Below are 12,748 nucleotides of genomic sequence, written 5' to 3'. Positions count from 1 at the left end.
AACCATCAGCCCGTTCTCGCATCAACTTCCCTCCTTGTGACGGTTCAGTTCGAAACTGTCTATAGCTCATCAGACCCGTTTTGAGTGATTTATCCAACGACAGTGTAGAGCAAGATCTAGAGAAATATCCTGATAGGCTTGATTCAAACTGAAGAAGATCTCTACAGCCAGTTGACTTTACTGCGCTCACGTTGCTGCGCCTCAGGGCTGTAGCTCCCCCGATAGTGCTCCAAGAAGGGCTCGAGATCGTTCCACCCGACCCAGTCACACACCAAGAGCGGATCGACGTCAACTGAGGCGAGCGCGGTCGCCCAGGTCCGTCGGAGATCGTGGAAGCCGAGGTGTTCCCAGCCGGCATCTCCCGTCTCGTCGTACAGTTGATCAGCAGCCGATCGAATCCACCGTCGGAGTGATCGGGTACTTGTGATCTCGACAAGCGACGAGCTGGTCGGTGCGTCGCGGACGTCGTCGACCGTCCGGATGGTCGTCGTGAGATCTCGCAGGGCTGGCATCTCGCGGAACTTGTCGCCTTTCCCGTGCCACACGCGCAGCATCGTCCCGGCGTCAGTATCGACGACGGAGTGGGCAATGAACCGACTACCTCCGAGTTAGTGGTCCGGTCTTCTCTCGAGGATGTCGAAGATATCGATCGCTTTGTACTCTCGGTTCCGTTGTTTGCCAGTCGTCTCGACGAGAATACCGTCAGAAACTAACTCCTCGATGACGTTATACGCGGTTTGTCGACTAACATCGAACTCCGCTTGGACATCGGTCGCAGTGAAGTACGGCATGTCGAAGACGCCCCGCGCAAGGCGATGACTCGTTTTCTCCTGTGGATACCGTTGCTCGTAGTCGCGCCGGAGGTCCAGCAGTCGCTGTGTCCGCTCGTACGAGTCCCGCGCCTGTACTTCGATCCCTTCGATGAAGAACGTGAGCCAGTCGCGCCAGTCCCCGGTTTCGCTTACAGCGCGCATCTTCTCGACGTATTCCTGCTTGTTGCGGTTGAAGTAGGCGCTCGGATAGAGATACGGCTCGCTCAGATATCCGTCGGCGCAGAGCTGTAAGACGATGAGAATGCGGCCAAGTCGGCCATTCCCGTCCTCGGGATGAACCGTCTCGAACTGATAATGCGTAATCGCGAGATCGACGAGCGGATGATAGTGGCCGCCCATCTGGATATACGTCTCCAGAGAGTCCATAAGCTCGGGAACCGATTGATGCGGTGGCGGAACGAACGGAGGTTGACTGGCGGACGGAGAGGGGAGGTGGACATCAGTCGTCCGCCATTCTCCCACGACCTCACCTTCGTTTCGAACGTTTTCGAGGAGCAATTCGTGAAGCGACTGGAGGAGGTCGATCGTTATCGGCTCGCCCTGTTTGATCGCGTTGAATCCCTTTTGAAGGGCGCGCTCGGCATTCAGTACCTCCTGCAAGTCCCGACTCAGATCGACGGTCTCGTCTCCGCTGGTCCGCGTGTGATGGGCGTATACCTCGTCCACGTCGACATCGGCCCCTTCTATTTCGGCTGTCTCGACAGCCTCGAGCCGAACGAGGGATGTATAGAGAACCGGTGAGAAATCGACGGTAGGACTGATACCATCTATTCGGCCGAGCTGAAATGACGCATCGGCGATAAGCTCCGTGAGTTCGTCGTCGACATCGATCCGTGTCGAGAGAGGGAGCTTGTTCGGAATGTAGTATGGATGAGGATGAGACTCGCGATAGTGTCCGGGTGCCGCTTCCGGAAGTTCTCGAGTCGGCATTTGACTATCCCACGAATCCCTGCCTGTTAATCATATCGCTCTTAAACCGATTTGACTACTGGTGTCTGAGATGGACTTTATCAAAACACAGGGCGGGAGTTTTGGAGAACACGGCCAAAATCCACCCACGAACGGGGACCGGCCATCGAATTGATCGGACTACACCAGCGGTTGGAGGGTATCTGCTTGATACACTCTACAAGATATCAGGATAGAAAAAACCACATCGGTGTGTCCGACTCCGTTTCCATAGTCGGACTTCGTTCAAGAGATATCCTCTGAATACCGCGCTACGTACAGTGTGTATTGCCTGGGACAGAGTCCGGAATACGTATTCGATTTAGCTGGGCACCCGAAGCTATGGGTAGTGAAAAAGAGAAGATTGTGAACGGAGAGCTGTATGACGCCGATGATCCCGAACTCGTGGCCGACCGTAGAGTATGCGCGTGACCTCACGAGACGCTACAACCGGACGGCACCAGACAATAACGAGAAACGTCGAGAGCTGCTGGGAGAATTACTCGGATCACGTGGCGATTAGTGTCATGGAGAGCCGCCGTTTCGCTGTGACTACGGATACAATATCCACGTGGGTTAGGACTTCTATGCGAATTTCGACTGCGTCATTGTAGACGTGTGCCGGGTGGATATTGGCCAGAACTGCCAGATCGGCCCGGGCGTCCACATCTATACCGCAACCCACCCGCTTGACGCGAACGAGCGAGTCAAAGGGCCAGAGTACGGCAAGCCCGTTACGGTCGGCGATAACGTCTGGATCGGTGGCCAAGCAGTTCTCAATCCTGGTGTGACGGTCGGTGACAACGCTGTTGTTGCAGCTGGATCTGTCGTAACGAATGATGTGCCCGACGATGTCGTCGTACAGGGTAATCCGGCGACGGTAGTAACGGAACGTGAGACGGACAACTAGTCTGTACCATACCAAGACTGTACTGTGGTGGTTGTCCGAGAATTCTCGGACTCGCAAAACTCACACTACCGAGTGTACGTCTCGGTGATCGAGTTACTCGTCTTTCCAGATAATACCCTCAGTCGCCGAGGTCAACACAGTTTCACCGTCCGCGTTCTCACAAACGACATCCGACACGAATTCGTAGCGGTCATCTCGTTCCACGACTGTGTCGAACGTCGATCGGCACGTGATCGGTTCGCCAGTGTAGACCGGCTGATGGAAGTCAAATTCCATCGTACTGGCCAACACTTCGTTATCGCTCCCCAGTTTCGTCGGGAGAGTCGCGGTCAACAACCCCTGTACCATCACTCGCCCGTCTTCAGCCGGCTCAGTATGACGAGGTTGGTCGTCACCGGAGAGTTCCGCAAACCGCTGTACATCTTCGACCGTAAATGTTCGCTCGAACGTTCTCGTCTCGCCTTCGATCGGCTTTGTCATTAGAATCGGTGGATAACAGTGAGAGCATGACGACATAGTGGTGACGGGACAGCCGTGTGAGTTGTATCGAACGCGACTCCACGATCGGTTGTCCGATGGTGCCCCAATTCTCAGACGGTACGCGGGTCGGTGGTGGCAGTGACGGCCTGCCGGAATTCGCTCGATGGTGATTCCAGCGCTGACGCGGTGGTTGACGTACTTGAAGCGACCCAGAGATTCTCCAGTCAGTGACTGCTGAAACCTGATGATCACCTGCGTGAGCGTGTCGACGGGTTCGGGACCCAGGGACACTGTTCGGCCCGCTGGCGCTATCCCAGGAGGACAGTTCCGATGGCTTACAGAGAAAATATTATAGACAAGGAAAAGTAACCAACTGACGTGTCCGCTCTCGATCCCTGGCGAGTGCTTGCGGCCATCCTCGTCGTCGGTGGTCTCTGTGGTGCCGGCATCGGTGGGCTCACATTCGCGTCCGCTGTCGAGGCCAACAGTTACGACTACACGATGTCCATCCACATGCTGGAAAACGACGACTTTTTTCCCGAACAGGATGGCGACGACGCAGGCCCGAACAGCACCACCATCACCGACTACGGGAACCTCTCTGCCGACGCTCGGGAAGCGTTCGACGAACTGTACGACGGCAGTGACGACAGTAGCACAGTCATCCCCGAAACGCGCGCCCGTCACCTGAACGAGACGACGGAACTCATTCTCCACGACCGGATTACCGTCCGGTATCAGGGCAGCCTCTACTGGTTCTGGCTCGGCGAACGGGCGGAACGATCGACAGTCGGTCAGTTAGCGATCGTCGGTGCTCTCTTCGTGGGGGTACCCGTAGTCGTCGCGATGCTCGGCGTCCTGTTGTACATCCGGCGGCGGGGTAACTGACGGTCGGCTGTTTGTCGGATACGCGGTAGCATCCACCCACGAGACGAGCGTCTACAGTCAAACATGAAATATTTCAGCATTCTACCCCAGGAATGGCAGTTCGGTGCACTTTCATTACTCACAAATGGACTCGTGTTTGACCCGGCTCGTCGAAACGAGATGGTGGTGGAAGCTGGTCGCGAGTTGGTGCATCACCTCGGCCTGTTTCTCGGTTGCGATCCCAAGTCGATAGTACGTTTTCGTTCGGTTCTGGTTCCACAGTTCCGCGAGTTCCTCGCCGAATCGATCGTCGTCCAATCCAGCCGCCGCTCCTCGCTGGTAGAGCCGGTGGTGGCTGCTGCTGATTTCTTCGGGTGCCATCGCTCCATCGTGGAGGAGTCGGAACTGGATAGTCCGCTCGATCGCGACGAAAGACGACTCGATCACGACGGTATAGTAGCCCCGCTCGAGAACGACGTGCCGAAGAGAACCGACGAGGTGGTCGAACGTATTTGTGCGTAGACGTGGCAGCGTGACACATGCCCACCGTCGAATACGAGGGTGAAACGATCGAAGCCGACATCGGTGACAATCTTCGGCAAACGCTGCTCGATGCGGGGCTCACTCCGCACAACGGAGCGGCGCAGTACACGAACTGTCACGGAAACGGAATCTGTGGCACGTGTGCCGTCGAAATTGTGCGCGGCGACGTCAGCGACCCGTCGGACAAAGAGCGGCGTCGACTCAAACTGCCACCGCACAGTCCCGACTCGGGACTCCGGTTATCGTGTCAACTGCCGATCGAAGACGACCTCGTCGTTCGGAAACACGCGGGCTTCTGGGGCCAGAAAGTCGATCGCGATGACCGGTGATTAACAGCGGACCCGAACGTCCGCTTTTCAGCTCACCGCCACCAACAGATTCCGCATCGGAACGTCCCCTCACAACGGTTGGACCTCGAGACGTCCCCTCAAACGGTTCGACCTCGAGAGTGTGAGTTCTCGACGCCGTTCGGAATCCGGATCTGGCAGGACTCGACGATCATGAAGTCCTCGAGCGAGTCGCTCGCGTGCGTGAAGGCGACAGGTGGACGCTCCGGGGGAGACACTACGCCGACGGAACGGCTCGCTGCTACGTGATGCGCTCGGCCGGTCGGATCGTGCTATCACGACGTCGACGACGGCGCCCGGTACTCAGGAAAGAACGAATCTGGGACGATTCTCCTCGGCAGTCGCGAATCGCGCGGAGACAGACGACAACCGGCTGATCGTCCCGCCGTCGCATTCGATCGAGGGCTGGCAGCTTGAACGAGTGGTTTAAGTAAATCGATTGAGTCTGCCCAGTACGGCCAAAGAACCCCCGCTCTGGTGTACATAGATGAACAACCGGATGCCTTCACTTCCCGAATTTTACGATACACTACTTCGCCGTCACGAAAACGATATCGCAGTCGCATTCCGCGATGAAACGCTATCGTACGCGACGATCGAGGAGCGAACCGCACGACTCGCGTCCGCTTTTCGCTCGATGGGTATCAAAGCGGGCGACTGCATCGCGATCATGGTGGAGAATCGGCCCGAGTACCTGATCACGGAAATCGGTGCGATCCGGGCAGGCGCAACCGTAATCCCGCTGAACAGCAAATTGGACGAGGACTCGATTCGGTCTATTCTGGATGACGCCGACGCACGCACCCTCGTTATCGGTCCATCGTTCTTTTCGACCGGGCGGGATCTCCAGCGGGACGCTTCGTTCGACATCGACTACGTCATCGGAATCGAGGGGGAAACGGAGTTTCCGATCGGGTTCCACAGTTTCGACGAACTCCTGTCGAAAGCTGACACCGATGTTCCGGCGATGAATCCGTCCCCGGAAGACGTCGCAGCGATCTACTATACCGGCGGAACGACGGGCGAGCCGAAAGGCGTGATGCACACTCATCGAGGGCTAATCCTGAACACGTACTCCCACATCGCCGAACTCGAGATTTGCAAACAGGAGCGGGCGCTTCTCACGACGCCGCTCGGTCACTCGGCAGGGTTCATCGCTCGAGCGATACTGACGCAGGGTGGGACGATCGTCCTCGAACGGGAGTTCGAACCCGCGCAGTTCCTGCAAACGATCGCAGCGGAACGGATCACCTGGTCGTTTCTCGTGCCGACGATGGTCTCCGAACTGCTCGACGCACCGGAGTTCGAGGAGGCGGACACGAGTTCGTTGCAGACGCTCGTCTACGGCGCGTCGTCGATCCCATCCGCCGTCCTCAAGCGGGGAATCGAGACCCTCGGGCAGGTGTTCATCCAGTTGTACGGGCTCACCGAGGTCCCGAACCTCGTTTCGGTGCTCTCGAAGTCAGATCACGATCCGGACCGCGAGGACGTGTTGCTATCGACCGGCTACCCGGTCCAGCTCGCGGACGTCTCGATCGTCGACCGAGAGGACAGGTGGGACGGCGACATCGGGGAGATCGTCGTCACGTCCCCTTACGCGATGAAAGGGTACCGAAAGCGGGACGCGCTCGTCAGCGAACAGCCGGACCGGATTCACACCGGCGATCTCGGTCGCATCGGAGACGACGGGCGGCTGTACGTACTCGATCGCATCCAGGACGTAATCATTTCGGACGGCCAACTCGTGTTCTCGAGCGAAGTGGAAAACGTCGTGCAGCGCCATCCAGACGTCCAACAGGTCGCGATAATCGGGATTCCCAACGACAGGGATGCACTCGACGTCGTGACTAGGGATCGGCTGAACGTCGAACAGATCGTCAAAGCGGTCGTTGTCGTAGAGACGGACGTGCCACTCGAGTCGATCCAGGAATTCTGCCGGGACGAGGGGCTCGACGACCACCAGATTCCCCGAACGATGGACACCGTCGGAAAACTGCCGGAGACGCCGTACGGGAAGATAGACAAAAAGTCGCTTCGGAAACCGTACTGGTGATCGGTTGCGTCAAAGGGGTGATCACGATTTTACGTATTGAATTCCAGATGCGTGCGTCGGGGGAATTGAAACGACTCGAAGCGGAAATCACGGATCTGTCTCGAATCGAATTGGATAACGCGATTTACGCGGGTAACGATTCCTGGCTCGAGTTTCTCACGATGACGACCGAGTCGGACGTCGACCTCGGGTCCGAACTCTCCGCCCTCTCTGCGGTAGAGGTCCTCGATTCGTCGAGATTGACCAGAACGTCGCGTGTCTGGTACGTGCTCTTGCTGGTAGACGAACCGAAACGGTTCATCCTGGAGACGATCGTCACGAACGGCGCCGTGCCACACCGGATATACGTCGAGCAGGGGCGGCTCAAAGCGATCGCCTCGGTCCGCGATTGGGACCATCTCAAGGGGTTTGCCGACGAGATCGAAGCGGCGTACGGTTCCTTCGAGCTCGTCGGAACGACGCAGGTCGACACCCTCACCTACCCGCTCGGTTCGGACCGACTGAAGTACACCGTTCGCGGAAAGCTGACGGAAGACCAGTTGAACGCACTGGAGACTTCGTTCCGAATGGGATACTACGCGGTTCCGCAGACGGCGACCAGCGAAGACGTGGCCAAGCGCCTCGATATCAGCCAGTCGACCCTCAGCACGAAATTGCGAAAGGCGCAGTATAACTTGCTTGCAGTCCTGTTCGGCGAACGGACCGAAGAACGAAAACACGAATAACGAGCGGGGCCACACTCGCATCCTCGATAGAAATGCACTCCCATCGAACGTCGGGGAATTCCAACCCGAACCACGGGTACCCGTCGTCGGCCACCGACGGAAATGGCTTCCACGAGCCTGCAACAGTCTGACGAAACTCGGAGATTGCGAACGCTGGTCTCTGCCGAATGGGTGTCCGGTTCTCGAGATGCGCGAGATAGCGCTTCGGACCAGAGGTCTTCCGACGAGTCACCGTTGTGAGGCCGAAACGTGGCCCGCTCGAGTAGCCGAACCCGTATCGTCGACCCGAACAATCGAATCGCGTATCCCCTCACTCGATCAGGTCATAGTCCTCGTGTCTGCAACTTGACCCTATTTTGCAACGTCGGGATCCCCGCTGTCAGGAGCATCAAACTCGCCGTTTCGCGTTCAGTACATAAACGCCGATATATATCATTACTTATCGTGACAGGACCTATTGTGGTGGTCTATACAACTGGATTACGCACACTATGTTGATGTTATACCTTACCGTGGGAGTGATGGTGGCGACCTGGATAGTACTGGGGATATACATCCGGTGGGTGACCACGTCCGGATACGAGGATACCCTGGATTTCACCAGTGGTGATTCGGCATGATGAGCCTTTACGGCTGGACGGCCCTCTTCGGGGTCTTCTTTCTGGGACTGCTCTTCGTATTGACGTACATCGCGACCAAGCGAACGGAGGGCCTGCGCGACTTCCTCGTCGCTCCGACGAGCTATGGGCCGGTCTGGGTCGGACTCGCAGTCGGTGCAACCGCCTGTAGCGCCGCTGCGACGCTCGGAAATCCCGGGCTGGTGTACAGTTACGGCTGGTCCGGGATGTGGTATGGGTACGGATACGGGCTGATGGTCATCGCATGGGCCGTTTCGGCGTATCAACTGAATCGGTTCAGCCGGGATCTGGGCGCGAACTCGCTGCCTGACTTCTTCGGAAAGCGGTTCCAGAGTCCGTTCCTCCGTGCGTTTTCGGCGATCGTCACGCTCTTCCTGGCGTTCTACATCGCCGGTCAGTTCGCAGGCGCGAGTCTCGCGATCACCGAGATGACACCGCTTACGTACACGAACGGGATTCTGATCGGTGCTGGAATCATCGTCCTGTACGTGATGATCGGTGGCGCACACGCCGAGATCCTCAATAGCGCAATCCAGGGAGCGTTCATGCTCATTCTGGGCGTTATCGTGATCGCTGCCGGATTCATGTCCGTCGGCGGAATCGGCGAGATGAACGCGGCTGTCGTCGCGCAAAACCCGAGTCTCGGAGCGAACTCGATGTTCGGGGCACCCCACTTCAGTACGTTTAACGGACCCGCCATCTTCCTCGCGTTGGGACTGTTCGCCCTCACCCCGCAGCTGTCCCGACTCTGGATGGCACTCGACGACGAGAAAAACGTGAAGTGGACGCTTCTGGTCTCGCTGATCTTCATGACGGTGATGTACGGGCTGATGCTCGTGGGTGGACTGGCCGGACGCGCCGTCGCGCCGGGCCTCGAGACGCCGGACGTTGCGACGCTCATACTCGTCTCTAACGCCATGCCCGACGTCGTGTACGCGTTCGTCGGAGTGGCGATCTTCGCGGCTATCATGTCGACGACTGCAGGGTTGTTCCTCACCTGTGCAATCGCCGTCTCGAACGACCTGTACAAGGACACCCTCGTTCCGCTACTCGGATGGAACGTCGACGACAGCACGCTCGATCGACAGACCAACATCGGAACGCGGTTGATGATCCTCATCATGGCCATCGTCGCGCTGATCATCGCGTTCAACCCGCCGAATTTCCTCACCGGATTGATGTGGATCGGCATCGGCGCGTTCGCGGCTGCGTTCGTCCCGATCCTCCTGTGGGGATCCATCTGGGACGGCGTCACGCCGACCGCCGCGAAGGTGAGCGCTATCGTGGGGTTCTCGATTCACACGATCGGTTACTTCGGCCTCGGCCAGACGCTCGGAATGACGCTCTGGACGGTTCCGTGGCGCGGTTCCGCACTGGGAATCGTCGTCAGCTTCGTCCTGTGTCCGCTCCTGAGCCTCGCGACCACGCAGACGCTCGACGAAAGCTTCCTCGACGACATCTTCTACAGGAAGCGCTCGTCCGTCAGCAGGGAGATCACCGACCGGCCGGAAGCGGGAGAGGTATCTGACGACTAACAGCGACACCAGCGGATTGCACATCGATACCGAGTACGATCAAACTGACACGAATGATGGACGATTACGACTACGAGACCGTACAGGAAACGCTTCACCCCCAAATCCGGGAGCAAGAGTCGATCAAAGGCGTCGTCGAAACTGCCGCCGAACTGTGGCCCGAACGGCGATACTTCACCTATGCGCCGACCGGCGAGACGGCCACATTCGCGGAGATGAACCGACGAGCGAACCTCGTCGCAAACTCCCTCGCGGAGATCGGCGTGCAGTTCGGCGACCGGGTCGGCCTCTATCTGAAAAACCGACCCGAGTACATCACGAGCATCCTCGGGTGTGCGAAGCTCGGAGCGATCGAAACCCCGATCAGCTGGGAGTATCGCGCACGGGAGGTCGAACACACGCTCGATTCCGCCGGCGTATCGACGATCGTCGCCCAATCGGACGAACTGATCATGCAGAACGTCACCGAGGTGGCGGCCGATCACGATTCGGTGGAACGGGTCGTCGCGATAGACGAGGAGGCGTACTCCCGGATCGAAGCCCTCGAGGGAGTCGACACGTACCTTCTTGGCGACCTGACGAAGACGGTGTCAGAATCGAATCCGGACGTCGAGGTCGGGTACGACGATCCGACCGCGATACTGTCGACCTCCGGCACCACCGGCCTTCCCAAGCCAGCCGTCCTCTCGAACCGGTCGTTCTTGCTCGGCGCGAAGAGTTTCCTCGGCGCACCGCTGCCGGAAGACGACGTCAACTACAACAGCTTCCCGCTCTTTCACGCGAACAACCAGTACTACTCGATGCTCAGTCCGCTGATCGCCGGGCGAGAGTACGTTCTCTCCGACCGGTTCAGCGCGAGCAAGTTCATGGATGAAATCGCCAGATACGACGTCACGTCGATAAACGTCCTCGGCGGGACGCCCAAGATTCTCGACTCCGCCTACGACGAGGATGATATCCCGGACAACGACCTCCAGATAGCGATCGGGCCGATCTCGACTGAGTTATGGGAACACTTCGAGGAGAAGTTCGACCTCACCGTCGTGCAGCTCTATTCGCAGACCGAAAGCCCCACGCTCATCCTCAACCACCCCAACAAGGACGAAATCGAAGTGGGCGCGATCGGCAAGCCGATGTTCCCCGACCTCGGGCACGAAGTGACGCTGCTCGACGACGACGGGAACGCGGTGGGTCCGAACGAGAAAGGCGAACTGATTCGAACGGACCCCGGTGCCATGATCGAGTACTGGAACATGCCCGAAAAAACCGAAGAGACGCTCCGCGACGGGGTCATCTACTCGGGCGACATCGTTCGAAGCGACGACGAGGGCTATTACTACTACGTCGACCGAAAGAAGTTCATGGTCCGACGAAGCGGGGAGAACATCTCCGCTCAGGAGATCGAGAACGTGATCGACGAGCACCCGGACGTCGAGGAATCGGCGATCGTTCCCGTTCCGGACGACCTTCGCGGCGAGGAAGTGAAGGCGCTCGTCAAACGAAACGCAGACGATCTGGAACCGGAAGCGGTCGTCTCGCAGGTCGCCGGACAGTTGGCGAGTTACAAGGTTCCGCGATACGTCGAATTCGTCGATAGCTTCCCTCGAACGCCGAGCGAACGCATCAAACGCGTCCAGCTCGCAGACGAGGAAGCCGAGCGAGACGAGCACGGCTGGGACCGCGAAGCGAAGATGAGCGAGTGGGAGGTATCGGTGTGAGAGATGTCGCCATCGTCGGCCGTGGCACCACTCCATTCGGCGTCCACGACGCCGGCGTCAAGGAACTCGCGACGACCGCGGTGACGCGAGCGCTCGCCTCGTCCGGACTCGAGACCGAAGAGATCGAGGCACTGTACCTCGGGAACTTCACGTCCGGAATGCTCGAGGGACAGGAAGCGCTCGCGGCGCTGGTCGCGGACGCTGTCGGCCTCGATGGGGTTCCCGCTACGAAAACGGAAGGCGCCTGTGCGAGTTCCGGAATCGCGTTCAACCAGGCGCGCCAGTTGATCGCCGCGGGGGTTTACGATGTCATCGTCGTCGCCGGCGTCGAAAAGATGACCGGCGTACCGACGGAGCAGTTCACACAGGCCCTCTCGGCCGCCGCAGACGCGACCACGGAGCAACCGGCGGGGCTGACCTTCCCCGGATTTTACGGGCTCTTCACCGATCGGTATCTCACCGAGTACGACGCCGATCGGACGGACATCTCGAGGGTAGCGGTGAAGAACCGACGAAACGCGGCGGACAATCCGCGAGCGCGATTTCGCGACCCGATCACGATCGACGACGTGATGGAATCGGAGCCGATCGCCGATCCGCTCAGGTTGTACGATTGTTGTCCGGCAGCCGACGGAGCGACGGCCGTCGTCCTGGCGGCGAACGACGTGGCACCGTCGATCACGCAAGATCCGATTCAGGTGTTGGCGTCGGCCCACACGACCGGACGGAGCGGTGCGTACCGCTACGAGGACCTCACGACGTTCGAGGCGACGCGGTCCGCGGCGGAGCAAGCGTATGACCAAGCGGACGTAACGCCGAGCGACGTCGACGTGGTCGAACTCCACGACTGCTTTAGTTCCGCCGAAGTCGGCGACTCGGAGGATCTCGGATTCTTCCCGAAAGGCGACGGGGCCGATGCCGTCGTAGCCGGCAAAACGGACGTCAACGGCGAGGTCGCGATCAACCCCAGCGGTGGGCTCCTCTCGAAGGGGCATCCGGTCGGTGCGACCGGCCTCGGACAGATCTACGAGACCTGTCTTCAGTTGGACGGCGAACACGAAAATCAAGTCGAGGATGCACGGATCGGCCTCACCCACAACCTGGGTGGGAGCGGCGCGGTCTGTACCGTCAGCGTCCTCGGGAGACGATAG

The 12,748-nt window shown here is 58.8% G+C and carries 11 protein-coding genes and 1 pseudogene; 8 read left to right on the top strand and 4 right to left on the bottom strand.

Going from position 1 to position 12,748, the window contains the following annotated elements; all coding sequences use genetic code 11:
* Positions 1-161: 161 nt before the first annotated feature.
* A complete protein-coding gene (locus HYG82_RS41245; protein WP_284145044.1) occupies positions 162-590 on the bottom strand; it encodes a tyrosine-type recombinase/integrase in 429 nt (142 codons plus the stop codon).
* Between the two features lie 18 nt (positions 591-608).
* Positions 609-1,763 (bottom strand): Fic family protein, encoded by a 1,155-nt coding sequence (locus tag HYG82_RS41240; protein WP_179264082.1) that lies wholly within the window; start codon positions 1,761-1,763, stop codon positions 609-611.
* Between the two features lie 360 nt (positions 1,764-2,123).
* Between HYG82_RS41240 and HYG82_RS41235 the strand changes: the two are divergent.
* Positions 2,124-2,691, top strand: a pseudogene (locus tag HYG82_RS41235) (sugar O-acetyltransferase).
* Positions 2,692-2,784: 93 nt separating this feature from the next.
* Here the strand turns inward: HYG82_RS41235 and HYG82_RS41230 are convergent.
* On the bottom strand, positions 2,785-3,171 hold the full coding sequence (locus HYG82_RS41230) for a MaoC family dehydratase (protein WP_179264080.1): 387 nt from the start codon (positions 3,169-3,171) through the stop codon (positions 2,785-2,787).
* Positions 3,172-3,549: 378 nt separating this feature from the next.
* Here HYG82_RS41230 and HYG82_RS41225 point away from each other — a divergent pair, with 378 nt between their 5' ends.
* Positions 3,550-4,059 carry a DUF7979 domain-containing protein gene (locus HYG82_RS41225; protein ID WP_179264078.1) on the top strand — a complete coding sequence of 170 codons (510 nt, stop codon included), beginning with the start codon at positions 3,550-3,552 and terminating at the stop codon, positions 4,057-4,059.
* A gap of 114 nt (positions 4,060-4,173) precedes the next feature.
* On the opposite strand, the gene HYG82_RS41220 is transcribed toward HYG82_RS41225, so the two are convergent.
* Positions 4,174-4,569, bottom strand: coding sequence for a DUF8154 family protein (locus HYG82_RS41220; RefSeq protein ID WP_484549569.1), 396 nt, complete (start codon positions 4,567-4,569; stop codon positions 4,174-4,176).
* Between the two features lie 8 nt (positions 4,570-4,577).
* Between HYG82_RS41220 and HYG82_RS41215 the strand changes: the two genes are divergently transcribed.
* The 6 genes from HYG82_RS41215 to HYG82_RS41190 all read left to right on the top strand — a co-directional run bounded on the left by HYG82_RS41215 (position 4,578) and on the right by HYG82_RS41190 (position 12,748).
* Positions 4,578-4,910, top strand: a complete 333-nt coding sequence (locus tag HYG82_RS41215) for a 2Fe-2S iron-sulfur cluster-binding protein (RefSeq protein ID WP_179264076.1) — start codon at positions 4,578-4,580, stop codon at positions 4,908-4,910.
* 505 nt (positions 4,911-5,415) lie between these two features.
* Positions 5,416-6,981 (top strand): class I adenylate-forming enzyme family protein, encoded by a 1,566-nt coding sequence (locus tag HYG82_RS41210; RefSeq protein ID WP_179264074.1) that lies wholly within the window; start codon positions 5,416-5,418, stop codon positions 6,979-6,981.
* Complete coding sequence (locus tag HYG82_RS41205; protein WP_343233080.1) at positions 6,978-7,706, top strand: helix-turn-helix domain-containing protein; 729 nt, start codon at positions 6,978-6,980, stop codon at positions 7,704-7,706. Before HYG82_RS41210 ends, HYG82_RS41205 begins: the two co-directional genes overlap by 4 nt.
* A 619-nt stretch (positions 7,707-8,325) precedes the next feature.
* Entirely contained in the window at positions 8,326-9,879 is a 1,554-nt protein-coding gene (locus HYG82_RS41200; protein WP_235217766.1) for a sodium:solute symporter family transporter, read from the top strand.
* A 53-nt stretch (positions 9,880-9,932) separates the two neighbouring features.
* Complete coding sequence (locus tag HYG82_RS41195) at positions 9,933-11,597, top strand: class I adenylate-forming enzyme family protein (RefSeq protein ID WP_179264068.1); 1,665 nt, start codon at positions 9,933-9,935, stop codon at positions 11,595-11,597.
* The gene (locus HYG82_RS41190) at positions 11,594-12,748 is read left to right on the top strand and encodes a thiolase domain-containing protein (protein ID WP_179264066.1); all 1,155 of its coding nucleotides are present in this window, start codon (positions 11,594-11,596) and stop codon (positions 12,746-12,748) included. The genes HYG82_RS41195 and HYG82_RS41190 overlap by 4 nt, the downstream gene beginning before the upstream one ends.

The sequence above is a fragment of the Natrinema halophilum genome (assembly GCF_013402815.2).
GTDB lineage: Archaea > Halobacteriota > Halobacteria > Halobacteriales > Natrialbaceae > Natrinema > Natrinema halophilum.
The sequence above is the reverse complement of the archived record's forward strand: the minus strand, read 5'-3'. Positions and strand labels throughout refer to the sequence as shown.